The 22019-nt window shown below is 69.2% G+C and carries 21 protein-coding genes; 8 read left to right on the forward strand and 13 right to left on the reverse strand.

Going from position 1 to position 22019, the window contains the following annotated elements; all coding sequences use genetic code 11:
- Window positions 1–54: 54 nt before the first annotated feature.
- Window positions 55–180, reverse strand: a complete 126-nt coding sequence (locus tag K3888_RS17590) for a hypothetical protein (RefSeq protein ID WP_269074846.1) — start codon at window positions 178–180, stop codon at window positions 55–57.
- A gap of 123 nt (window positions 181–303) precedes the next feature.
- Here K3888_RS17590 and K3888_RS05125 point away from each other — a divergent pair, with 123 nt between their 5' ends.
- Window positions 304–1050, forward strand: coding sequence for a pirin family protein (locus K3888_RS05125; protein ID WP_230929170.1), 747 nt, complete (start codon window positions 304–306; stop codon window positions 1048–1050).
- A gap of 14 nt (window positions 1051–1064) precedes the next feature.
- Here the strand turns inward: K3888_RS05125 and K3888_RS05130 are convergent, their stop codons facing one another.
- The 4 genes from K3888_RS05130 to K3888_RS05145 form a co-directional block, all read right to left on the reverse strand.
- Window positions 1065–2765 (reverse strand): BCCT family transporter, encoded by a 1701-nt coding sequence (locus tag K3888_RS05130; RefSeq protein WP_230929171.1) that lies wholly within the window; start codon window positions 2763–2765, stop codon window positions 1065–1067.
- Window positions 2766–2788: 23 nt separating this feature from the next.
- Complete coding sequence (locus K3888_RS05135) at window positions 2789–3370, reverse strand: CAP domain-containing protein (protein ID WP_230929172.1); 582 nt, start codon at window positions 3368–3370, stop codon at window positions 2789–2791.
- A gap of 73 nt (window positions 3371–3443) precedes the next feature.
- Entirely contained in the window at window positions 3444–4403 is a 960-nt protein-coding gene (locus tag K3888_RS05140) for a diacylglycerol kinase (RefSeq protein WP_230929173.1), read from the reverse strand.
- The gene (locus K3888_RS05145) at window positions 4400–5995 is read right to left on the reverse strand and encodes an FAD-binding oxidoreductase (protein WP_372459537.1); all 1596 of its coding nucleotides are present in this window, start codon (window positions 5993–5995) and stop codon (window positions 4400–4402) included. Before K3888_RS05145 ends, K3888_RS05140 begins: the two co-directional genes overlap by 4 nt.
- 118 nt (window positions 5996–6113) lie before the next feature.
- On the opposite strand from K3888_RS05145, the gene K3888_RS05150 reads away from it, so the two are divergent.
- Together K3888_RS05150 and K3888_RS05155 are read left to right on the forward strand one after the other, a co-directional pair.
- The gene (locus tag K3888_RS05150) at window positions 6114–6695 is read left to right on the forward strand and encodes a TetR/AcrR family transcriptional regulator (protein ID WP_230929175.1); all 582 of its coding nucleotides are present in this window, start codon (window positions 6114–6116) and stop codon (window positions 6693–6695) included.
- Complete coding sequence (locus K3888_RS05155) at window positions 6692–8296, forward strand: glycerol-3-phosphate dehydrogenase/oxidase (protein WP_230929176.1); 1605 nt, start codon at window positions 6692–6694, stop codon at window positions 8294–8296. Before K3888_RS05150 ends, K3888_RS05155 begins: the two co-directional genes overlap by 4 nt.
- On the opposite strand, the gene K3888_RS05160 is transcribed toward K3888_RS05155, so the two are convergent.
- Together K3888_RS05160 and aspA are read right to left on the reverse strand one after the other, a co-directional pair.
- Window positions 8289–9065, reverse strand: a complete 777-nt coding sequence (locus K3888_RS05160) for an acetoacetate decarboxylase family protein (RefSeq protein ID WP_230929177.1) — start codon at window positions 9063–9065, stop codon at window positions 8289–8291. The genes K3888_RS05155 and K3888_RS05160 overlap by 8 nt on opposite strands.
- Before the next feature lie 68 nt (window positions 9066–9133).
- On the reverse strand, window positions 9134–10573 hold the full coding sequence (aspA, locus tag K3888_RS05165; RefSeq protein ID WP_230929178.1) for an aspartate ammonia-lyase: 1440 nt from the start codon (window positions 10571–10573) through the stop codon (window positions 9134–9136).
- Between the two features lie 118 nt (window positions 10574–10691).
- On the opposite strand from aspA, the gene K3888_RS05170 reads away from it, so the two are divergent.
- Entirely contained in the window at window positions 10692–11453 is a 762-nt protein-coding gene (locus K3888_RS05170; RefSeq protein WP_230929179.1) for a phosphatase PAP2 family protein, read from the forward strand.
- A gap of 15 nt (window positions 11454–11468) precedes the next feature.
- Here K3888_RS05170 and htpG read toward each other — a convergent pair whose 3' ends face one another.
- The gene (gene htpG, locus K3888_RS05175; RefSeq protein ID WP_230929180.1) at window positions 11469–13487 is read right to left on the reverse strand and encodes a molecular chaperone HtpG; all 2019 of its coding nucleotides are present in this window, start codon (window positions 13485–13487) and stop codon (window positions 11469–11471) included.
- A 472-nt stretch (window positions 13488–13959) separates the two neighbouring features.
- Here htpG and K3888_RS05180 point away from each other — a divergent pair, with 472 nt between their 5' ends.
- The 3 genes from K3888_RS05180 to K3888_RS05190 all read left to right on the forward strand — a co-directional run bounded on the left by K3888_RS05180 (window position 13960) and on the right by K3888_RS05190 (window position 16936).
- Complete coding sequence (locus tag K3888_RS05180) at window positions 13960–15558, forward strand: HNH endonuclease signature motif containing protein (protein ID WP_230929181.1); 1599 nt, start codon at window positions 13960–13962, stop codon at window positions 15556–15558.
- 114 nt (window positions 15559–15672) lie between these two features.
- Window positions 15673–16098 (forward strand): VOC family protein, encoded by a 426-nt coding sequence (locus K3888_RS05185; RefSeq protein ID WP_230929182.1) that lies wholly within the window; start codon window positions 15673–15675, stop codon window positions 16096–16098.
- Window positions 16099–16159: 61 nt separating this feature from the next.
- Window positions 16160–16936 carry an SDR family NAD(P)-dependent oxidoreductase gene (locus tag K3888_RS05190; RefSeq protein WP_230929183.1) on the forward strand — a complete coding sequence of 259 codons (777 nt, stop codon included), beginning with the start codon at window positions 16160–16162 and terminating at the stop codon, window positions 16934–16936.
- A gap of 112 nt (window positions 16937–17048) precedes the next feature.
- On the opposite strand, the gene K3888_RS05195 is transcribed toward K3888_RS05190, so the two are convergent.
- From K3888_RS05195 to K3888_RS05210, 4 genes are all read right to left on the reverse strand, one after another.
- The gene (locus K3888_RS05195) at window positions 17049–17879 is read right to left on the reverse strand and encodes an amino acid ABC transporter permease (RefSeq protein ID WP_230929184.1); all 831 of its coding nucleotides are present in this window, start codon (window positions 17877–17879) and stop codon (window positions 17049–17051) included.
- Window positions 17876–18538 (reverse strand): amino acid ABC transporter permease, encoded by a 663-nt coding sequence (locus tag K3888_RS05200; protein ID WP_230929185.1) that lies wholly within the window; start codon window positions 18536–18538, stop codon window positions 17876–17878. Before K3888_RS05200 ends, K3888_RS05195 begins: the two co-directional genes overlap by 4 nt.
- A gap of 92 nt (window positions 18539–18630) precedes the next feature.
- Window positions 18631–19443 (reverse strand): glutamate ABC transporter substrate-binding protein, encoded by an 813-nt coding sequence (locus tag K3888_RS05205; RefSeq protein WP_230929186.1) that lies wholly within the window; start codon window positions 19441–19443, stop codon window positions 18631–18633.
- 62 nt (window positions 19444–19505) lie between these two features.
- Window positions 19506–20240, reverse strand: a complete 735-nt coding sequence (locus tag K3888_RS05210) for an amino acid ABC transporter ATP-binding protein (protein WP_372459534.1) — start codon at window positions 20238–20240, stop codon at window positions 19506–19508.
- A gap of 94 nt (window positions 20241–20334) precedes the next feature.
- Here K3888_RS05210 and K3888_RS05215 point away from each other — a divergent pair, with 94 nt between their 5' ends.
- A complete protein-coding gene (locus tag K3888_RS05215) occupies window positions 20335–21558 on the forward strand; it encodes a fatty acid desaturase family protein (RefSeq protein ID WP_230929187.1) in 1224 nt (407 codons plus the stop codon).
- Window positions 21559–21565: 7 nt separating this feature from the next.
- Here K3888_RS05215 and K3888_RS05220 read toward each other — a convergent pair whose 3' ends face one another.
- Window positions 21566–21844: a WhiB family transcriptional regulator gene (locus K3888_RS05220; protein ID WP_230929188.1), complete on the reverse strand. Its 279-nt coding sequence runs from the start codon at window positions 21842–21844 to the stop codon at window positions 21566–21568.
- Window positions 21845–22019: the final 175 nt, after the last annotated feature.

Below are 22019 nucleotides of genomic sequence, written 5' to 3' on the forward strand. Positions count from 1 at the left end.
CGCGCCCGGGCGGGGGCCGGTGCGGCGCACATCACCTCCGCGGGGGCCGCCGTACTAGCGGACCTTGTCGGGATCGGTGTTGAGGAATCGGCCGAGCGTGTTGTCCACGACGATATGGGCCACCTCGTTGGTGGTGGCGACACCCACGCGAAGGGTGGTGATCAGCGCGTTCTGCAGCATCGGACGTACCTCCTACATACTGTGACGCTCATCACCGTACGTCGCCCGGTGACACGGCATCAAATATTCGGCAAACTTTCTGGACGGACGTATTGGACGAACGTACTAGACGAGGAGGTCCCCGTGTCAGTGAAGATCCGACGCTCGCTCTCGCGCTCCCACGACGGCGGCGGCTGGCTGGACTCGCGCCACTCGTTCTCGTTCGCCCGCCACCAGGACCCGATGAACACCCACTTCGGGCGGCTGCTCGTGAACAACGACGACCGCATCGCCGCCGGCTCGGGGTTCGACACCCACGGCCACCGCGACATGGAGATCGTCACCTGGGTCCTGTCCGGCTCGCTCGTCCACCAGGACTCCGAGGGCCACAGCGGCATCATCTACCCGGGCCTGGCCCAACGCATGAGCGCCGGGAGCGGCATCCTCCACTCCGAACGCAATGACACCCCGACCGATCCGGTCCATCTGGTGCAGATGTGGGTCGTGCCGGACGAGACCGGAGGGGACCCCGGATACGAACAGCTCGAGATCGACCCCGGGGAGCTGGAGAACACCCTCGTCGTCGTCGCCGGAGGGCTCCCCGCCTACGCCGACCGGGCGGCCATCCGGATCCGCAACCGCACGTCGGCCCTGCTCGCCTCCCGCCTGGCGCCGGGCCGCTCCGTCCAACTCCCCGACGCCCCCTACCTTCACCTCTACGTGCCGGTGGGCTCCGTGGCGCTCGAGGGCGAGGGCGTGCTCGCCACCGGCGACGCCGCCCGCATGACCGCCTCAGGCGGGCGGCGCGTCACCGCCGGGGACTCCGGCGCCGAGATCCTCGTGTGGGAGATGCACGCCGGCATGACCATGCTCGACGTGCGCGGGCACTAGCTGGTCGGTAACAGCTAGGCCCCGTCGTCCTCCTCCGGGCGGGTGTCCTCGCCGTCCGGGAGGGAGTGCAGCGGATGGACCGGCTCGGGCGAGGGCGCCTCCTCGTTCTTCTCGAGCTCGTCGGCCGAGTAGGCGCGGTCCCACTGGCGGGTGACCGTGGGCAGCCGATCGCCCATGTCGTCACTGATGCCGCGCACGAGGCTGTACATCATCACGAAGCCCATCACGAAGAACGGCAGACCGATAACCGTGATGACCTGCTGCAAGGCGGTGAGGCCGCCCTCGCCGGTGCCGACGAGGATCGTGGCGCCGACCGCGCCCATGAGCACACCCCAGATGACGCGCTGGTGGGTGGGTGAGACCTGGACATCGTCGTCCTTGCCCGAGGCCATCATGTCGACGACCATCGCCGCCGAGTCGACCGACGTGGTGAAGAAGATCACCACGAGCACCACGGCGAGGCCGGAGACGAACGTCGCGAGCGGGTAGTGCGACAGGAACTCGAACAGTGCGCCCGGGATGTCGCCCTCGATGGCCACGCGTTCGGCCAGCCCGCCGTCGCCGTTGAGCTCGATGTCGAACGAGGCCATGCCGAAGATCCCGAACCACAGGACCGAGAAGGCCACGGGCAGGCCGAGGACGCCGAAGACGAACTCGCGGATCGTGCGGCCCTTGCTGATGCGGGCGATGAAGATGCCCACGAACGGCGACCAGGTGATTGTCCACGCCCAGTAGAAGACGGTCCAGGTGTTCTGCCACGAGGCCAGGTCGTCACTGGCCGGGAAGACGTTGTTCCACAGTGCCAGCTCCGGCAACGACGTGAGGTACACACCGAGCGACTCGACCGTGCCCTTGAGCAGGAACAGCGTCGGGCCCGTGATGAGGATGAAGATCAGCAGTCCGACCGCCATCGCGATGTTGAGGTTGGACAGGCGCTTGATGCCCTTCTCCAAGCCCAGCGCGACGGAGATGCACGCGATCGTGGTGACGATCGCGATGGTGAGCACCTGCACGAACGGCGAGATCGCGATGCCGAACAGCTCGTTGAGCCCGGCGTTGATCTGCAGGGTGCCCAGGCCGACCGAGGTGGCCACGCCGAACACGGTGCCGATGAGGGCCACCACGTCGATGGTCTTGCCGATGGGGCCGAAGATCTTGTCGCCCAGCACGGGCGCGAAGATCGAGCTCACCCGTGGCGGCATCTTGCGCTTGTAGATGAAGTACGCGAACGCCAGCGAGGGCAGCGCGAAGATCGTCCAGGTGTGCAGGCCGAAGTGGTACAGCGTGAAGGCCATGGCCTGGCTGGCCGCGTCCGTGCTGCCCGGTTCGACGCCGCCGCGGGGCGGGTTGGCGAAGTGGGAGATCGGCTCGGCCACGCCCCAGAACATGAGGATCGAGCCGATGCCGGCCGCGAACAGCATGCCGAACCAGGTGGCGGTGGAATGCTCGGGCTTCTCGCCGTCGGCGCCCAGGCGTACGTGGCCGAAGCGGCTCAACGCAATCCAGATCAGGAAGAACAGGAAGGCCGTGACGCCGAAGATGTAGAACCAACCCAGGTTGGTCATGATCCAGGTCGAGGCGACGCCGAAGACCTCTCCCACCCAGCCACCGAAGAGGATCGTGATGACGACGAACGCCACCATGATCCCGACCGTGGTGAGGAAGATCCCCGGGTCCGTCTTGAGCCTCAGTGCTCGTGTGATCCGTTCGGACATGGTCTCCCTCGTCGCCTACTACATCAGTACGCGAAGTTGTGTACCACGAAAACTTTCCCGGCTCCGTAGGCAATGCCCATGCCCGCCGAACGGTAATCGGGATCGAGCAGGTTCACGTTGTGGCCGGGCGAGCGCTTCCACAGGTCCACGAGACAGGCTGCGCCGCAGAAGGTCCCGGCGGAGACGATGTTCTCGCCGTGCCCGCGGTTGATCAGCGCGTCGTTGTGCACCACCACATCGCGCGCCGCGAGCCACTCCGCCCACGCCTGGGCCTCGTGGTCGAGTCCGGGGTTCGGCGCGAGCGTGCCGAGGCCGTGAGCCAGGCGGTAGCCGTTGATCTCCGCGATGATGCCCTCGCGCAGCCCGCCGGAGACGTCCTGGTAGGTCATGCCCGTCGATCCGGCCGCCGCCCACACCTCGGGGGGCAGCGCCGCGCGCACCTGGGAGAGCACCTGCTCGGCCTGGGGGACAAGGTGCGGCGGGACGAACGACGGCACCGCCTGAGCGGACGCCGTCGCCGCACCGCCACCCCCGATCAGAGCGGCGGAGGTGACGGCAACGGTCGCGAGTGACGTGATGAGCCTGGAGCGCATGGTGGTGATCATGCCGCCTCGGCGAGCCTGAAGCGAACCGTTTGACAGATGATATAGCCGATTCGGAAACGCCTGTGACCTGCAGTTATTGGTGGGGCTTGTGTGACTGGAGTGACCGCGGCACGAGGAACCGACCCGCGCCCGGCAGCACCTCGACCGTGACCGGAAGCGGCGCCACCGGATCGCCGTCGGCGAACGCCTCGACGTCCGGGGCCTCGAGCCGGACCGTCCGGCAGCGCCGCGTCACGACCCGGTCCAGGTCCACGTGCCGCCCCGAGTAGATCTTGGGGAAGTGCCACGCGAACCGGAGCTTGGGGATCCGGCCCACGTACACCACGTCGAGCAGCCCGTCCGAGCGGTCCGCGTCCGGCGCGATCCTCATGTCGCCGCCGTAGCTGCGAGTGATCGCGAAGGCACTGAGCAGCACCTCGGTCTCGACGACCTCCTCGGTCGGCAGCCCGGCGTCGAACGTCATCCGGAAGCGGCGCGGCCGGTAGAGCGGGAACTCGATCACCGACGCGAGGACGTACCGCAGCGGCCCGCCGAGCACCCGCATCTCGTTGACGCGCCGGTTGACCTTGGAGTCGAGCCCTGCGCAGAGGATCGACCCGAACACCTGCGGCTGGTCGCCGTCGGGCGTCGCCTGCCCCAGGTCCACGCACTCGACGCGCCCGCCGGCCACCACGTCCGCGGCCGCCTCGGGATCGCCGAGCGGGATGCCGTAGTCGCGGGCCAGGTCGTTGCCGGTGCCGGCGGGGATGATGCCCACCGGGACCTCGGAGTGGGCCTGCGCCTTGACCGCGAGCGAGACCATGCCGTCGCCGCCGCACACCGCCAGCGCGTCGACGCCCTCGGCCACCGCGGCCCGCGCCAGCTCGAGCGACTCCTGCGCGCTCGCGCCGATCAGCCGGGTCACCGTGATCCCGTGGTCCCGCAGCCGCGCCTCGGCCCTGTCCGCGACCTCCCCGACCTTACCCCCGCCCGCGGCCGGGTTGACCAGCAGGGCGACGGTGTGGATCTCGCGGTCGATCAGCTTCGCGCTCATGGGATGAGTGTCCCCGGGTTGCACACGCCGTGCGGGTCGACGGCGGCCTTGACCGCGCGCAGCATCCGCACGCCGACCTCACCGATCTCCGCCGCGAGGTACGGGCGGTGGTCCACGCCGACCGCGTGGTGGTGGGTGATGGTGCCGCCGTGGGCACCGATCGCCTCGGACGCGGCGCGCTTGGCGTCCATCCACTGCGCGATCGGGTCCTCGCCGCGCTGCCCGGCCACGATGGTGAAGTACAGCGACGCGCCCGTGGGATAGACGTGGCTGATGTGGCACATGACCAGCGCGGGAGTGCCGCTCGCCTCGAGGGAGGTGGTGAGGGCGACGACGACGGCGTCGCGCAGCGCCGGGATCCCCGACCAATCGGTGGCCGTCTCCAGCGTCTCCACCAGTGCGCCGTTGTCCAGCAGTGAGTCGCGCAGCACGGGGGCGCCGAAGCGGCCGTGCTCCCACGACTCGGCCGGGCCCGCGCCGAGGGACGTCCCGCCGTGGGCCAGGAGCACCGCGCGCGTCTCGGCCTGCCGCGACTCGGCGTGCTCGGGCGTGCCCTCGAACAGGCACAGGCACAGGCAGCCGCCCTGCTCCTCACCCTGCTCCTGCTGGCCGATCGACTCGGTGGCCGTGGCCAGGTTGACCATCGTCTCCGTCTCGTCGGACAGGCGGATGACGGTGGGGCCGGCGCCCTGCTGCTCGACGGCCCGCAGCGCGGCGGCGCCGGTGGCGAAATCCGGGAAGCGGAACGCCTCGTGGCGCACGACCTCCGGTACGGGGTGGATGCGCACGCGCACGCGGGTGCACACGCCGAACGCGCCCTCGGAGCCCATCAGCCACTGCCGCAGGTCCGGGCCGGCCGCCGACGCGGGCGCGCGACTGGCCTCGATCACGCCGACCGGGGTCACCACGGTCAGGCCGCGGACCATCTCGTCGAACCGTCCGTAGCCGGCCGAGCTCTGCCCCGACGAGCGGGTCATGGCGTACCCGCCCAGCGAGGCGTACGGGAAGGACTGCGGGTAGTGCCCGAGAGAGAACCCGTGCTCGGCCAGCAGCTCCTCGGCGCGGGGACCGGTGACGCCGGCGCCGAACACGGCCTCGCCGGACTCGGTGTCGATCGACTCGAGCTCGTCGAACCGGATCAGGTCGACGCTCACGACGGCCCGGTGGGCGCCGGCGTCCGGGGTGAGACCGCCGACCACCGAGGTGCCTCCGCCGAACGGGACCACCGCGACCGACTCGCGTCCGCACCACTCCAGCAGGGCCGCCACGTCGTCGTCGCTACCCGGGGCCACCACCGCGTCAGGGCAGTCCACCTCGGGGCGCAGGCGCCATGCGAGGAGGTCGGGGGTCGACTTGCCCCGGGCACGGGGCAGGCGCTGGGCGTCGTCGACGGACACGTTGCCGGCACCTACGAGGCCGGCCAGCGCGGCGATGTCGTCGTCGTCAAGCCTGGACGGCGAGGCCGTCACCGCAGCGGGGTCGAACGTGACGGCGGTCTCGGCGGTCACGCCCAGCACGTCGCTCAGCAGGCCCCGGATCCCCTCGTTCAGGTCCTTGGCCTCGGCCGCGGTGCCCCAGCGGGACAGGGCCATGGGCGGCAGTGGGAGCCCACCGCCGGCATTGTCGGGATTGTCTACAGAGGAGAAGTCGCTCATACTGGAACAGTAAAGCACAATCTGTTCCGTTTCCGCCCGCCTATCAGGAGGACCGGTGGCCGCCTCGACCTCGACCCGTGACCGCGCGCTCGACGCCGCCCACGCCGCGATCCTCGAGCTCGGCACCGAGCGCACCACGATGGTCGAGGTCGCCCGCCGCTCCGGCGTCGGCCGCACCACCCTCTACCGGCACTGGACCGACATCACCGCGCTGTTCGCCGACCTGCTCACCCGCGAGCTCACCGCGGCCGTCACGCGCGTCGGCCCGGGCCTGGCCGACCCGACCCTCCTGCGCGACGCCGACGAGATCGCCGACCAGCTGTGCGGCATCGCGGACCAGATCCGCACAGACCCGCTACTCGACGCGATGCGCCGCCACGAGGCCGGCCTGCTCGCCGAATACCTCCTGCGCCGCCTCGGCGCCTCCCAGCACGCCCTCATCGCGATGCTGACCGGCGTCCTCGCCCACTCCCCCGACCCGCGCCTGGCCGGCCGCGACCCCGAGACCGTCGCCACCATGCTCTACCTGGCCGTTCAGGGCGCCGTCCTGTCCGCACCGCTCGCCGACCCACCGCTCGACCCCGTCACCTGGCGGGCCGAGCTCCACCGACTCATCAGGGGGTACCTGATCCCATGAACGCGCCCACCACGCCCGACACCGCCCTGTCCGCCGCCCGCCGCGCCCGCGAGCTCGCCGACCTGCGCGAGCGCACGACCCCCGTCGACCTCGTCGTGATCGGCGGCGGCATCACCGGCACCGGCATCGCCCTGGACGCCGCCTCGCGCGGGCTCGAGGTGGTGTTGCTCGAGGCGCACGACCTGGCGTTCGGGACGAGTCGCTGGTCGTCCAAGCTCGCCCACGGCGGGCTGCGCTACCTGGCCACCGGCAACGTCGGGATCGCGCGCAGCTCGGCCGTCGAACGCGGCATCCTCCTCGACCGCACCGCCCCCCACCTGGTGCGCCCGCTCGCCCAGGTGGTGCCGGTGTTCCGCGACACGCCGCCGCTCGGCGCGGTGCTGCCGGGGCTGGGGTTCGTGGCGGGCACGCTGCTCTCGCGCCTGGCGGGGACCGGCGCCGACCGCCTCCCGGGCGCGAGAATCGTCGGCCCGCGGCGCGTGGCCGCCTATGTGCCGGGCGTCCGCCGCGAGGGGCTGCGATTCGGCCACGTGAACTGGGACTGCCAACTCGTCGACGACGCCCGCCTCGTCACCGCCGTCGCGCGCACCGCCGCCGGCCACGGGGCTCAGGTCATCACGCGGGCGCGGGTGGTCGAGGCGTCGGGGACACGGGTCACCGTGCGGGACGAGGCCCCGATTCACGACGACGACGCCGCCGCCGGTGCCCGCGAGTTCACCCTCTCCGCCCGGGCCGTCATCTCGGCGACCGGCGTGTGGGCCGGCGAGACCGCACCGGAGGTGAGGGTGCGCCCGTCGCGGGGTACGCACCTGGTGATCGACGCGGCCGCCCTCGGTCACCCGGAGGGCGCGCTGACCGTGCCCGTCCCGGGCGAGACCAACCGGTTCTGCTTCGCCCTGCCCGCCGGGTTCGGGCGCCTGCACGTCGGCCTGACCGACGTCGACGCCCCCGGCCCGATCCCCGACGTCCCCGAGTCCTCCGACGACGAGATCGACTTCCTCCTCGACGTCGTCAACCGTGCGCTCGCCACCGCCCTGACCCGCGACGACGTCCTGGGCACTTTCGCCGGGCTGCGACCGCTGGTCGATTCGGGGGCTTCCGGCGAGACGGCCGACCTGTCCCGCGAGCACGCCGTCCTGGAATCCGAGAACGGACTCATCACGATCACCGGCGGGAAGCTCACCGAGTACCGGCTCATGGCCGAGCAGGCGGTCGACCTCGTCGTCGACCGGACCGGACTGCCCGCCTCGCCGTGCCGCACCGCCGACCTGCCGCTCGTCGGTGCGCCCGGGCATCCCGTGGCCGTTGGGCTTGGCGGGGCCGGCGGGGCCACGTCCCCCGGCCGACTGCCCGCGTCGCTCGTGGAACGCTACGGGCAGGAGGCCGCCGCGGTGGTGGCGGCGAGCCTGCTGGACCGGCCACTCGAGCCGGTCGCGGAGGGCCTCGACGTGACGCGCGCCGAGTTCTCCTACGCCGTCACCCACGAGGGGGCGCTGACCGTGGACGACATCCTCGACCGACGCAGCCGTGTGGGGCTCGCGCCGGCCGACCGCGCGGCCGCCGAGGCCGCCGCGCAGGAGGCGGTCGGGCTGATCAGCTGACGGGCGCCGGGGCGGGGAACTCGGCCGTGAAGTTCTCGAAAGAGAACGTGGCCAGGGCCCGCGCGCGGGTCAGTCCCAGCTCGCGGACGGCCCCGGCGAACCGGGCGACGTGGGCGTCGCCGTCCCCGGCACCCGCGACGACCGAGATCGTCGCGCCACCGGCCGGTCGGATGCGTCCGCCGCCGACCTCGGCCTGCGCCCCCACCAGGACGGGCTCGCCGCCGAGGACCTGGATGCAGTTCATGCCGATCGACTGTTTTCCCGGCAGCGGGATCCCGCGGCGGGTGTCGAGCCTGATGTCGATGCCCGAGGCGCCGCCCGAGCCGACCGCACCGAGGCGGGCGTCATCGAGCGCGCCGCCGGCCGTGCCGACCATGTCGCCCTTCCACTTGGGAAAGCCCCACAGCTCGTTGCCGGCGGCCAGCGTGAAGTCCTGGTCGACCGGCAGCTCGTGGATGTGGACCCGCGTCCCGACGCCCGGGACCTTGACCTGGAACGCCAGCCCCACCTCGTGATACGCGCCCAGCACGTTGCCCGGGACGTCGTGGTAGCGGACGTGGATCACGACCACCGGCGTGCGACCGCCGGGCAGGGCGACGGGCTCGGCGCCGGCCGCGTCGAGCACCGCCGACTGGGCACCGCCGGCGATCAGTCGGCGGGCGACCGCGGCCTTACCGAGAAAGGCCGCACCCGAGATCGAGGCGGACACGACGGGAACGGGAAACGTGATCTCACGGCCCGCGACGACCTGCGAAGTGGAAGAACTCATACCCAGACGGTAGCTGGTCAGGTGACCAGTATCACTATGTTGCGAGGCTAAATTCTCGAGCGTTTCCGCTACTCCGGCAGCGCGACACCCGGAGGCGCAATGCGGCCCTTGTATTTCGGCCGCAGGAGATTGGCCGGGGACAGGATGTCGTCGAGTTCCGCCTCCGTGAGCAGACCCATTTCCAGCACCACGTCCCGCACGCCGCGACCGGACCGCGCACACTCGCGGCCCACGAGGTCGCCGTTGTGATGGCCGATGACCGGGTTGAGGTAGGTGACGATCCCGATCGAGTCCATGACGTTCCGGCGCGCGATCTCCACGTTCGCGGTGATGCCCCGCACGCACTTGTCGGTGAGGGTCTCCATGGCCGAGGTGAGAAGCGAGATGGACTCGAACATCGCCTGGGCGATCACCGGCTCCATCACGTTGAGCTGCAGCTGGCCCGCCTCGGCCGCCATCGTGACGGTGACGTCGTTGCCGATCACTTTGAAGCACACCTGGTTGACCACCTCGGGGATCACCGGGTTGACCTTGGCCGGCATGATCGACGATCCCGCCTGCAGCTCCGGCAGGTTGATCTCGTTGAGCCCGGCCCGCGGCCCGGAGGACAGCAGCCGCAGGTCGTTGCAGATCTTGGACAGCTTGGCGGCGGTCCGCTTGAGGGCGGCGTGGACGTTGACGTAGTCGCCGGTGTCGCTGGTGGCCTCGATGAGGTTCATCGCCCCGGAGACCGGCAGCCCGGTCACGGCCCGCAGATGACTGATGACGGACCGGCGGTAGTCGGGCGGGGTGTTGACCCCGGTGCCGATCGCCGTGGCGCCGAGGTTGACGGCCAGCAGCATCCGCGCGGCCGAACCCAGCACGTGTAGCTCCTCGTCGAGGGTCACGGCGAAGCCGCCGAACTCCTGGCCGAGCGACATCGGGACCGCGTCCTGCAGCTGGGTGCGGCCCATCTTGAGGACCTCGCGGAACTCCTCCGACTTGTCGTAGCAGGCCTCCCGCAGCGCGACGATCGTCGGCTCCAGCCGCTCGAGCGCGTGCCACAGCGCGATCCGGAAGCCGGTCGGGTAGGCGTCGTTGGTCGACTGCGAGCGGTTGACGTCGTCGTTCGGACTGACGAACTCGTAGGCGCCCTTCGGGTGGCCGAGCCGCTCGAGCGCCAGGTTCGCGACCACCTCGTTGGCGTTCATGTTGACTGACGTGCCCGCGCCGCCCTGGAACACGCAGGACGGGAACTGGTCCATGCAACGGCCGTCCACGAGGATCTCGTCGCACGCCCCGACGATCGCCTCCGCGACCTTCTCGTCGAGGACGCCCATCTCGAGGTTGGCCAGCGCAGCGGCCTTCTTCACCATGACCATCCCGCGGACGAAATCCGGGATGTCGCTGATCGTGGAGGAGCCGATCGGGAAGTTCTCCACGGCCCGCACCGTGTGGACGCCGTAATAGGCATCCGCCGGCACCTCCCGTGTTCCGAGCAGATCCTCTTCCACACGTGTCCGGCTCATTCGTCCTCCCTCTCTCGGATCTGGGGATCGCGGTGCGTCCCGCCAACAGTAACCGCGCCGCCGTACCTTCCGTCACGATCCACGGCGGTTCACCGCACTCGCTGCATAGTGTGGATTCATGTCGCCCCAGACGACCCACAGCCCCGGCCCCGGCCCCGGCCCCGGCCCCGGCCGGATCCTGCCCCCGGCGCGAGATCTCGTCGGCAGCATCGTCGATCGCCAGGAGGTGCCGCTCCCCCGTGGGACATGGCGGGTCTTCGGGCTCGCGTTCGCCGGATTCGCGACGCCGGTGATCGGCTTCGTCGAGCTGGCCCAGCGCATCCAGGGCGAGGCAAAACTGCCGTTTGATCGCGCACTCATGATGTGGGCCCGCCGCCGACATTCGCCGCGTCGGACCCGGATCGTCCGGGCCGTCACCGAACTCGGCGGTGTCACGGCGGTGCCGGTGGTCGCACTGTCCGCGGCCGGCTATCTCGCCGCCGTCCGGGGCAGCCGCCGACCGGCGACGCTGCTCACGGTCTCACTGGTGGGATCGACGGTCATCAACTCGATCCTCAAGGTGATGTACCGGCGGGCGCGCCCGACCTTCTTCCCCCACATCGTGCAGGAGAAGAGCTACTCGTTCCCCAGCGGGCACGCCATGGCCAGCGCCGCCCTGGCCGGCTGCGCGTGTGTTCTGGCCTGGCCGACCAGGTGGCGCGCTCCCGTCATGGCGGGCTCCGCCGTCTACGTCCCCACCATCGGCGCCACCCGCGTCTACCTGGGCGTGCACTTCCCCAGCGACATCCTGGCCGGCTGGTGCGTGAGCCTGGCCTGGGTCGGCGAGGTCGCCACCATCATGTGGCTCGCGGACCGGTTCGACCGATCCGCGAGCCACTGAGCCGGGTCCGCCGGATCAGATCCGGTCGACCAGCAGCTTGGCGAACGCCGCGGGATCGGCGAGCGTACCGCCCTCGGCCAGGACCGCCGCACCGGAGATCAGCCGCGCCGTGTCCACGAGCCCGTCCGCCGACGGATCCTCGGCGTGCTGGCGACGCAGCCGCTCGACCAGCGGGTGCGACGGGTTGAGTTCCAGAATCCGCTTGCTCGTCGGTAGCTCCATTCCGGAGGCCCGGTACATCGCCTCGAGCTGCGGGGTCATGTCGAACTCGTCTCCCACCATGCAGGCCGCGGACTCGGTGAGCCGGTGCGACAGCCGCACCTGCTTGACCTCGTCTTCCAGCTCCTCGCCGAGCCAGGTGAGCAGGTCGGTGAACTCCGCCGCGTCCGGCTGATCCTCACCGTCCTGCGTGTCCGCGCCGATTCCCGACAGGTCCACGTCGCCCTTGGCCACGGACCGCAGCCGCTTGCCCTCGACCTCGCCGACCGCGTCCACCCAGACCTCGTCGACCGGGTCGGTGAGGACCAGCACCTCGACGCCGCGCGCGCGGAACGCCTCCAGGTGCGGGGAGCTCTCCACCGCGGCGCGCGACGTTCCGGTCAGGTAATAGATCTCCTCCTGCCCGTCCACCATCCGGGAGACGTACTCGGCGATGGTGGTGCCCGCCTCGGCGTCCGCAGCACCGTCGGCACCCTCCGCACTCTCGACCGACGGCCGCGTCGAGGCGAACGTGCTGACCGCAAGCAACTGATCACGCGCGTCGACATCCGCGATCAGGCCCTCCTTGAGGACCGCGCCGAAGTTCGCCCAGAAGCTCCGGAACTCCTCTGGACGATCCCGCTTGACCTGCTCGATCGCCTGCAGCACCCGCTTGACCAGACGCTTGCGGATCGCGCGGATCTGACGGTCCTGCTGCAGGATCTCGCGGGAGACGTTCAGCGAGAGGTCCTGCGCGTCGACGATGCCCTTGACGAAGCGCAGGAACGGCGGAACCAGCTCCTCACAGTCGTCCATGATGAACACCCGACGCACGTAGAGTTGCACACCCCGCTTGACGTCCGGCGAGAACAGGTCGAACGGCACCTGCGAGGGCAGGAACAGCAGCGCCTGGTACTCGAACGTGCCCTCCGCCTTGAGCGTGATGGTCTCGAGCGGCTCATCCCAAGCGTGCGAGATATGCCGGTAGAACTCCGCGTACTCCTCGTCCGAGACCTCGGACCTGGGGCGCGTCCAGAGCGCCTTCTGCGAGTTCAGCGTGACGGTCTCGGTGATGGAGTTCTCGGCCGAGGGATCGTTGGCCTCGTCGTCATCCCCCGTATCGCCCTCCGGCTCCGGCGCGGGGCGCTCCACCTCCATCCGGATCGGCCACGCGATGAAGTCGGAGTACGTCCGGACGACACGCCGCAGCGTGTTCTCGTCGGCGTAATCCGGCAGCGCGGCGTCCCCACCGGCAGGCTTGAGCTGGAGGATCACCGACGTGCCCTGGGGCGCGTCCGCGTCCTCCTCGATCGTGTACGTGTCCTCGCCACTGGAGACCCAGCGCGTGCCGACCGACTCCCCGGCCTTGCGGGTGACGAGCGTGACCGAGTCCGAGACCATGAACGTCGAGTAGAAACCGATGCCGAACTGCCCGATCAGGTCGGCCGTGGCCTGCTCCGAGATCTCGCCCGATTCCTGCGCCGCCCGCGCGGCCGACAGCGCCTCACGCATCTGCCCGGTACCCGACTTGGCGAGGGTGCCGATGAGATCCACGACCTCCTCACGGGACATACCGATGCCGTTGTCCCTGATCACGAGGGTGCGGGTCTGCTCGTCCGGGATGAGCTCGATGTGCAGATCGGACGTGTCCACGCCCAGCGTCGAGTCCTGAAGCGCCGCCAACCGCAGCTTGTCCAGCGCGTCGGAGGAGTTGGAGATGACCTCGCGCAGGAACGTGTCCGGATTGGAATAGATCGAGTGGATCATCAGATCCAGCAACTGTCGGGTCTCCGCCTGGAACTCCCTGGTCTCGGCATTCCCGGTGTGCTGACTCATCGCGACATCCATTTCCTTCCGCGCGTAAACGCGCCGCTGTTATCGGCCACTGCACTTATCGGCCACTGCACATCCCCTGCGGGCGTGGTCTGACGAGGACAACCTATCCGGCCGGTCCGACATTCCCGGCTGGGCGGTCCTCGTCGTCGTCATCCCCCGCCCCTATTCTCCCGCCTCTCGCCCCGCCGCCCACCTGGGGCGCCCTGCGTGATGCCTGCAGGGCACCCCAGGTCAGACGCCGTTTCGAGCGACTTCGCTGCCGAGGACCGTCCCGTGCCGCGCACCGACGACCGCCCGCCTATCGCGCCAGCGGAGCCCACCCGCCCCAGGGCGTCGCACCGCCCTGACCTGCGGTGCCCTGAACACGCCGAGCAGGGCACCGCAGGTCAGGAGGACCGAGCGCGCGTGGCAACACCGACGTCGACGACCACACCATCGCACCAATGTCGTACCTCGAACATACTGTCGAGCCATGACCGCTACCCGGACCTCCTCCCGCACCGATTCCCCGTTCCCCGGCCCGCAGCCCGGCGGGCACTTCGAGGCCCCGCCCGGCTTCACCACCACGACCGGCCCGGCGGCCGATGTGCTGGTCCCCGAGGCCTACGCCAGGTGGGATCCAGGGCAGCGCCGCGGCTATCTCGCCAGGCGGCTGGTCAATGCAGCCGAGGGCGGCACGCTGCTCTACGCCTATGACTGCGTCCGTATGTCGCGCGAACGGGATGGTGTCCGCGACCCGTGGGAGACGGCGGCCACCATGATCGGGGCGTCCATGTCGATGTCGCGGCACGGGGCGACGCGGCTCATCTCCACCGCCGTGGAACTCATCGACCGGCTGCCGCGGACGGCGGCCCTGTTGCTGACCGGGTGGATCGGGCTGCTCGCGGCGCACACCATCGCCGAGGAGACCGCGTTCGTCGCGGACGAGATGATGCCCGAGATCGACCGTCGCATCTGCGAGGGGCTCGCCCCCACCCGGCGGCGCATCCACCCACCCCGGCTCGGACCGCTGCGGAAGATGCTGACCAAGACCATCAACAAATACGACCCGGTAGGCGCGGACGCCCGCGCTGAACAGGCACGACGTGGGGCGGACGTGGAAATGGTCCCGCTCGGGAACGACCGCGGGATGATCAGCGCCACGCTCAAAGCAGAGGACGCGATCGAGATCTTCCAGCGCCTGGACGGCCTCGTACGCAGCGCCGATCCTGAAGATCCGCGCACGGCCGGGCAGCTCCGCGCCGCCGGACTGCTCGCGATGAGCCGCGGCTGGACCTGCCTGCCCGATCCCGACGGCGAACATCCCGCCGACCCCGCCGCGCAGGACGCCGCGAGACGAGTGGTGATACACGCGTACGACGACGGCAGCGCCGACAATCGCGGGCTCAGTCTCTACGGGTACGGACCGATAACCCGGCATACGGCGGATCAGCTCGATCGCAGCGCCCGGCGCAGGCTCGACAAGCTCGCGCACCTCGCCGACCCGCACAGCGACTCCGCGGGCCGGTACCGCCCCTCCGAGGCGCTGGCCCGGTTCTGTCGCGGAAGGGACGGGACCTGCGTGTTCCCCGGCTGCCAGACCCTGGCCGAGCATGCGGACCTGGACCACATCATCCCGTTCGACCACGACGATCCGGCCCGGGGCGGGCGCACGACGAGTGACGATCTGGGCTGCCTGTGCCGGACCCATCACCGGCTCAAGACCGACGGCGTGTGGGCGTACTACCGCGACGTCGACGGATCGTACGTGTGGCTCCACGGGCCCAACCATCCCGAACCCGACCGCGGCACCCGCGTGATCACGGGTCCGACCGGATCCTTGGCGCACCTCTCCGCCCCGCGGCATCCCGACGCCAGCCGACGCCAGATGGCCGCCGCCGAATCCGGGCGTACCGGCGGGCGGGGCGCGGATGAGGGGCGCAGGCACCGACCGCACCTCGCGGAACGGCGTCGGGCGGACCGTCGGATCCGCCGCGAACGGGCTGAACAGCGTCGGGCGGACCGGTCGACGCCGGTGACGCCGGTGATGCCGGTGATGCCGGTGATGCCGGACGACGAGCCGCCATTCTGATCCGCGAGACCGAGGGTGCATAACCGTTGCCGACGACAGCTCCGGGGATTAGCGTCGCTGTGGAGGAGACGCCACACGACGCCCCCTGGCCCCTACCCAGCGAAAGGTGCCGTCATGGCCCTGACCACCAGCCCGTACCTCTCTTTCCCCGGCAACGCCGCGGAGGCGTTCCCGTATTACCACGAACTCTTCGGCGGAGAGCTCGAGGTGCAGACCTACGACGCGATGCCGTCCCTGGAGGGCTTCCCGTTCACCCCGCCGCCCGGGGCCGTGGCCCACGCGACGCTGACGGCGCCCGGGATCACGCTCGCCGGAGGCGACGGAATGGGCGACCATCTGCCGTCGCTGTCCAGTGATGTCTACTCGTTCCTGCTCACGTTCGACTCCGTCGACGAGGCCCGCGGGTTCATCGACAAGGTCGTCGGGGGCGGCGGCGCGGCGGGCATGCCGTTCGAGGAGGCCCCCTGGGGAGATATGTACGGACAGGTCACGGACCGGTTCGGGATCCGGTGGGACGTCAGCGTGCCGGCCCGACGGTGATTTCGCTACTTAAGAACACGTAGCCCCCGTCGCGATCAACTCTGCTTGTTACTGTGCGGTCATGGATATTTCTGGAGCAAGTGCGATCGTCACGGGCGGCGCGTCGGGCATCGGCGCCGCCGTCGTCCGTCAGCTCGCCGCGAAGGGCGCGAAGGTCGTCATCGCCGACCTGAACGCCGAGAAGGGTGAGGCCCTCGCCAAGGAGGTCGGCGGCGCGTTCGTGTCCGTCGACGTGACCAAGACCGACCAGAACGAGAAGGCCGTCGCGGCCGCTCTCGAGCTGGGCCCGCTGCGCTACCTCGTCAACTCGGCTGGCATCGGCTGGGCGCAGCGCACCATCGGCCGCGACGGCGAGTACTCCTCGGCGTTTGACTTGGACTCGTTCCGCAAGGTCATCGAGATCAACCTCATCGGCTCCTTCGACATGCTGCGTCTGGCCGCCACCAAGATGAGCCTCAACGAGGCCGACGAGGACGGGCAGAAGGGCGCCATCGTTAACATGGCCTCCGTCGCCGCGTTCGACGGCCAGATCGGCCAGGCCGCCTACTCCGCTTCCAAGGGCGGCATCGTGGGACTGACCCTGCCCGTCGCGCGTGACCTGTCGGCCGCCGGCATCCGCCTCAACACCGTGGCCCCCGGGCTGATCGACACCCCGATCTACGGCGAGGGCCCGGATTCGGAAGCGTTCAAGGCCAAGCTGGGCGAGAGCGTCCTGTTCCCCAAGCGCCTCGGCTCGGGCGACGAGCTCGCCTCCATGGTCATGGAGCTGCTCGGCAATCCGTACATGAATGCGCAGACCATCCGTGTCGACGGCGGTATCCGGATGCCACCGAAGTGACCTGACCCGGTCAGCGCACAGCGAAGGGCCCCACCGGAACGGTTTCCGGTGGGGCCCTTCGTTGTGTGGGTCCCATGGGTGTGTGGGTCCCGTGGCTGTGTGGCGTCCCGGGTCAGGACCTGGCGCGCCGCTTCTTGAGACGACCTTCGAGGTACACGGCGAGCCTGGTGAGCGAGTAGTTGATGATGATGAACAGGATGCCGGCGACGATGTACGCCGGCACGGTGTTCGCGTACGCCGATCCCAGTGTCTTGGACCAGGTCAGCAGCTCGAGGTAGGTGATGCCATAGCCGAGCGCGGAGTCCTTGAGGACCACGACCAACTGACCGACGAGCGCCGGGAGCATGGCCGTGAGCGCCTGCGGAAGCTCGATCGACCGGAGCACCTGCCCGGGCGTGAGCCCGACCGCCAGCCCCGCCTCGGTCTGGCCCTTGGGCAGACCGTGCACGCCGGAGCGCACGAGCTCGGCGATCACGGCCCCGTTGTAGAGCGTCAGCGCGGTGACTACCGCGGCGAGCGGGGCGTGCACGTTGGGCACCAGGTCGGAGGTGGCGAAGTAGCCGAAGTAGGCGAACACCATCATCAGCAGCACCGGGACCGCGCGGAAGAACTCGACGATGACGCTGCAGAACCAGCGCACCGGACCGATCGGCGAGAGCCGGCCCATGCCGAAGAGCAGTCCGAAGATCACGGCGAGAACGATCGAGATCCCCGCGGCCATGAAGGTGCCCTTGAGGCCGGGGATGAGATAGGACGTCCAGACCTCGGGGTCGGTGACGAACGGCTCCCACATCGAGGCCTTGAGCTGGCCGGCCTCGTCGAACTTCAGGTAGACGAAGTAAGCGATCGCGATGGCGATGAGCGCGCCGATCACGGTGAGGATCCGATGCCGCGCGCGAGCCTTGGGGCCGGGGGCGTCGAACAGTACGGTCTGGGTACTCATCGCTTCACCGCCAGCTTCCGGGACAGAGAGGTGGTCCCCAGGCCAATCGGCAGCGTGAGGACCACGAAGACCATGGCGAAAAAGAAGAACATCGGCAGGCTGGCGCCCTCGTTCTCGGTGATGATCTGCATCAGTCCGGCGGAGTCGCCGACGCCGATCACGGCCGCGACCGTCGAGTTCTTGATGAGCGCGATGACGACCGAGCCGATCGGGGCGACGGCCCCGCGGAACGCCTGCGGCAGGATCACCTCGCGCAGGGACTGGCCGAAGCCCAACCCGATCGAGCGGGCCGCCTCGGCCTGGCCGACCGGCACCGTGTTGATGCCCGAACGCAGGGCCTCGCAGATGTAGGCCGCGTGGTAGACCGACAGCATGATCACGGCCCACCAGAAGGCATTGCGGGCGAAGTCGTCCGACATCGACAGCTGCATGATGAAGGACAGGCCCAGGATGCTGAAGACCATCAGCAGGGTCAGCGGCACGTTTCGGAACGTGTTGACGTACGAGGTACCGATGCCCCGGAGGACCGCCACCGGGGAGACGCGGAGGATCGCGACGACCGTCCCCAGGATGAACGCGCCGATGATGCCGAGCACCGAGAGCTGGATCGTGACCCAGACGGCCCCGAGGACGTCATACTCGGCGAACATATCGCCCATGGTCAACCTTCCTTAGGAAGAGCCTCAGCCTCCACGCACCCGGGCTGGGGTCGCCGGCCGGGGTGCGTGGAAACGAGGAGTACCGGATCAGATCAGGAGCAGGTGTCCGGCTCCGGCGGGTTGCCCGGCCCCGGAACGAAACCGGCGGTGCCGAGCGTCTCGTCGAACGCGGTCTGCCAGCTGCCGTCGTCGATCATCTCGGTCAGGGCCTCGTTGATCTGCTCGCACTTGTCGACGTCACCCTTCTGGATGCCGATGCCGTACAGCTCCTCGGTGAACGAGGCGCCGACGACCTTGAGCTGGCCCTGGTACTGCGGCTGCGCGGCGTAACCGGCCAAGATCGTGTCATCGGTGGTAACGGCGTCCACGGCGTTGGACTGCAGCGCGGAGACGCACTCGGAGTAGGTGCCGAACTCCTGCAGGTTGACGCCCGGGACCTGCTCCTGGAGCGTCTGCGCCGAGGTCGAGCCGGTCACGGAGCACAGACGCTTGCCGTCGAGGGACTCCGGGCCGGTGATGGACTCGTCGTCGGCCCGGACCAAGAGGTCCTGACCTGCGATGAAGTACGGGCCGGCGAAGCTGACCTTCTCCTTACGGGAGTCGGTGATGGAGTAGGTGGCGACGATCATGTCGACCTGGCCGGTCTCCAGCAGCGTCTCGCGCTGGGCGCTCGGCGCCTGGACCCACTGGATGTCGTCCGCGGAGGTGCCCATCTTCTCGGCCACGTAGCGCGCGACCTCCACGTCGAAGCCCGTGTAGTCGTTGCCCTCCTTGAGGCCGAGGCCGGGCTGGTCGTACTTGATGCCGATCTTCAGCTTGTCGCCGCCGTCATCCGAGCCACAGGCGGCCAGGCCGAGTGCCAGAGTCACGGCCGCAGCAGCGGCACCGATCCGTCGGATTTTCATCTTTACTCCTCGTGGGGTGGGTGGATGAGTCGCGTACGGGTCCGCGTGCGGTCCCTGGGGGTCTAGTTGGTGAGGATCTTGGACAGGAAGTCCTTGGCCCGCGAGCTCTGCGGGTTGGTGAAGAACTCGTCGGGGGTCGCCTGCTCGACCAGCTCACCGTCGGCCATGAAGACGACGCGGTCGGCGGCCTTGCGGGCGAAGCCCATCTCGTGGGTCACCACGACCATGGTCATGCCGGACTTGGCGAGTCCCGTCATCACGTCGAGGACCTCGTTGATCATCTCCGGGTCCAGGGCGGAGGTCGGCTCGTCGAACAGCATGACCTTCGGGTCCATGGCCAGGGACCGGGCGATCGCCACGCGCTGTTGCTGGCCACCGGACAGCTGGGCCGGGTACTTGTCGGCCTGATGGTCAACGCCGACCCGGGCGAGCAGTTCCCTGGCCCGCTTCTCCGCCTCGTCCTTGCGCTGCTTACGGACCTTGATGGGCCCGAGCGTGACGTTCTCGAGGATCGTCTTGTGCGCGAAGAGGTTGAACGACTGGAACACCATGCCCACGTCGGCCCGGAGCTTGGCCAACGCCTTGCCTTCTTCGGGAAGCGGCTTCCCGTCGATGGTGATACCCCCCTCCTCGAAGGTCTCGAGGCGGTTGATGGTGCGGCAGAGCGTTGACTTGCCGGAGCCCGAAGGCCCGATCACCACCACGACCTCACCTTGCTCGATGGACAGGTTGATGTCCTTGAGGGCGTGGAAGTCACCGAAGTGCTTGTTGACGCCTGAGATCTCGACCAGAGCCATGAGAGGAGCATAAACGCCACATGAGCCGCAGACCTCCAACTCGCCACACAAGTATCCGGTCGACATGCATGCGTTTCGGCCGTACCGTTTTCCCATGGCGGTATCTGACGTGAAGGACTACGCCCATCTCAGCGCCGAGGACGTCGAGGCGATCGGCGCCGAACTCGACGCGATCCGCAAAGAGGTCGTCGACTCACTAGGCGCGGACGATCGCCGGTACGTGCGCAACACGATCCGGCTCCAGCGCGGACTGGTCGCCGGGGGCCGCGCTGTGCTGCTGTTCTCCGGGCACCGGCCCGCATGGGCGCTGGGCACCGGCCTGCTCGCGGCGGGCAAGATCATCGAGAACATGGAGCTCGGGCACAACGTCATGCACGGGCAGTGGGACTGGATGAATGACCCGGAGATCCACTCCACCACCTGGGAGTGGGACATCGTAGGTACCTCCGAGCACTGGAAGGCCACCCACAACCACCACCATCACACGTACACCAACATCATCGGCATGGACGACGACGTCGGCTACGGCGTCGTCCGCGTGACCCGCGACCAGCCCTGGCACCCCGCCTTCGGGCTCAACATCCTGTGGAACGCCGTACTCGCGTTCGCCTTCCAGTGGGGCGTGGGCGTGCAGCACCTGGAGATCGCGCCGGGCACCATCAACTCCTCGGGTTGGCCGGAGCAGAAGCGCCGCATCGGCCAGTTCCTTCGTAAGGCCCGGCGGCAGGTCGGCAAGGACTACGTGTGGTGGCCGATGCTCTCCGGTGACGACTGGAAGACGACCCTCACCGCGAACGCCACGGCGAACGTCATCCGCAACCTGTGGTCCAACGCGGTGATCTTCTGCGGCCACTTCCCGGACGGTGCCGACAAGTTCACGCTCGAGGACCTCGAGAAGGAGACGCAGGCCCAGTGGTACCTGCGTCAGATGCTGGGCTCGGCCAACTTCACAGGTAGTCGACTCACGCACTTCATGTCCGGCAACCTGTCGTTCCAGATCGAACACCACCTCTTCCCCACCCTGCCCTCGAACCGCTACGCCGAGCTGTCGGAGAAGGTGCAGGACGTGTGTCGGCGGTGGGATCTGCCGTACACGACGGGCCCGCTCTACCGGCAGTACTGGCAGTCCTGGCGCACGATCGCCCGGCTCTCGCTGCCGGACCGGTTCCTGCGGGCGACCGCGGATGACGCGCCCGAGACCAGGTCGGAGCGCATGTTCGCCGGGGAGCCCCGGACCTACGACGACCACATTGGTCCGCGATCCGGCCTCGTCACCGCCCTGCGGCACCACCGCGCCAGGAAGGAACACGCACTGTGAGTGACGCCTACCCGGTGCGGTGTCGGCCGGCGATCCGGTGCCGTTCGGCCTCGGTCAGGCCACCCCAGACTCCGTAGAGCTCCTTGGTCTCCAAGGCGAAGGTTCTACAGGTGTCGAAGACCGGGCAGGTCGCGCAGACCTCTTTGGCCTCGTCCTCCTTCTTTCGCCGCTCACCCTTCACCTCGTCCTCGAGACTGTAGAAGAGATCCTCGTGTCCGATACAGGCGGCGGCGTCTCGCCACGACCAGAAGTCGGCCGTGGGTTCGAGGTTCCTGTACCTGGGCATCATGCCTCCGTTTCCACGAGCCAGAAGCACCCTGTCGTGGGCGCTGGAATTCCAGCTCGAAGTCCACGCTGTCATCCTGTCAGCGTCCGTCGGACTGTCGACCGCAAAGCGGTGCGGACGGACGCATGTTGAAGGCTCGATCAGGGCGATAACCAGGGAAAACACCGCCGCCACG

This window comes from Dietzia aurantiaca (genome assembly GCF_021033825.1).
Lineage (GTDB): Bacteria > Actinomycetota > Actinomycetes > Mycobacteriales > Mycobacteriaceae > Dietzia > Dietzia aurantiaca.

Excerpts from the sequence above, each read along its gene's own strand:
- K3888_RS17590 (WP_269074846.1), bottom strand. The coding sequence starts at position 180 with ATGCTGCAGAACGCGCTGATCACCACCCTTCGCGTGGGTGTCGCCACC.
- K3888_RS05130 (WP_230929171.1), bottom strand. The coding sequence starts at position 2,765 with ATGTCCGAACGGATCACACGAGCACTGAGGCTCAAGACGGACCCGGGG.
- K3888_RS05135 (WP_230929172.1), bottom strand. The coding sequence starts at position 3,370 with ATGATCACCACCATGCGCTCCAGGCTCATCACGTCACTCGCGACCGTT.
- K3888_RS05140 (WP_230929173.1), bottom strand. The coding sequence starts at position 4,403 with ATGAGCGCGAAGCTGATCGACCGCGAGATCCACACCGTCGCCCTGCTG.
- K3888_RS05145 (WP_372459537.1), bottom strand. The coding sequence starts at position 5,995 with ATGGCCCTGTCCCGCTGGGGCACCGCGGCCGAGGCCAAGGACCTGAAC.
- K3888_RS05155 (WP_230929176.1), top strand. The coding sequence starts at position 6,692 with ATGAACGCGCCCACCACGCCCGACACCGCCCTGTCCGCCGCCCGCCGC.
- K3888_RS05160 (WP_230929177.1), bottom strand. The coding sequence starts at position 9,065 with ATGAGTTCTTCCACTTCGCAGGTCGTCGCGGGCCGTGAGATCACGTTT.
- aspA (WP_230929178.1), bottom strand. The coding sequence starts at position 10,573 with ATGAGCCGGACACGTGTGGAAGAGGATCTGCTCGGAACACGGGAGGTG.
- K3888_RS05170 (WP_230929179.1), top strand. The coding sequence starts at position 10,692 with ATGTCGCCCCAGACGACCCACAGCCCCGGCCCCGGCCCCGGCCCCGGC.
- htpG (WP_230929180.1), bottom strand. The coding sequence starts at position 13,487 with ATGAGTCAGCACACCGGGAATGCCGAGACCAGGGAGTTCCAGGCGGAG.
- K3888_RS05180 (WP_230929181.1), top strand. The coding sequence starts at position 13,960 with ATGACCGCTACCCGGACCTCCTCCCGCACCGATTCCCCGTTCCCCGGC.
- K3888_RS05185 (WP_230929182.1), top strand. The coding sequence starts at position 15,673 with ATGGCCCTGACCACCAGCCCGTACCTCTCTTTCCCCGGCAACGCCGCG.
- K3888_RS05190 (WP_230929183.1), top strand. The coding sequence starts at position 16,160 with ATGGATATTTCTGGAGCAAGTGCGATCGTCACGGGCGGCGCGTCGGGC.
- K3888_RS05195 (WP_230929184.1), bottom strand. The coding sequence starts at position 17,879 with ATGAGTACCCAGACCGTACTGTTCGACGCCCCCGGCCCCAAGGCTCGC.
- K3888_RS05200 (WP_230929185.1), bottom strand. The coding sequence starts at position 18,538 with ATGGGCGATATGTTCGCCGAGTATGACGTCCTCGGGGCCGTCTGGGTC.
- K3888_RS05205 (WP_230929186.1), bottom strand. The coding sequence starts at position 19,443 with ATGAAAATCCGACGGATCGGTGCCGCTGCTGCGGCCGTGACTCTGGCA.
- K3888_RS05210 (WP_372459534.1), bottom strand. The coding sequence starts at position 20,240 with ATGGCTCTGGTCGAGATCTCAGGCGTCAACAAGCACTTCGGTGACTTC.
- K3888_RS05215 (WP_230929187.1), top strand. The coding sequence starts at position 20,335 with ATGGCGGTATCTGACGTGAAGGACTACGCCCATCTCAGCGCCGAGGAC.
- K3888_RS05220 (WP_230929188.1), bottom strand. The coding sequence starts at position 21,844 with ATGCCCAGGTACAGGAACCTCGAACCCACGGCCGACTTCTGGTCGTGG.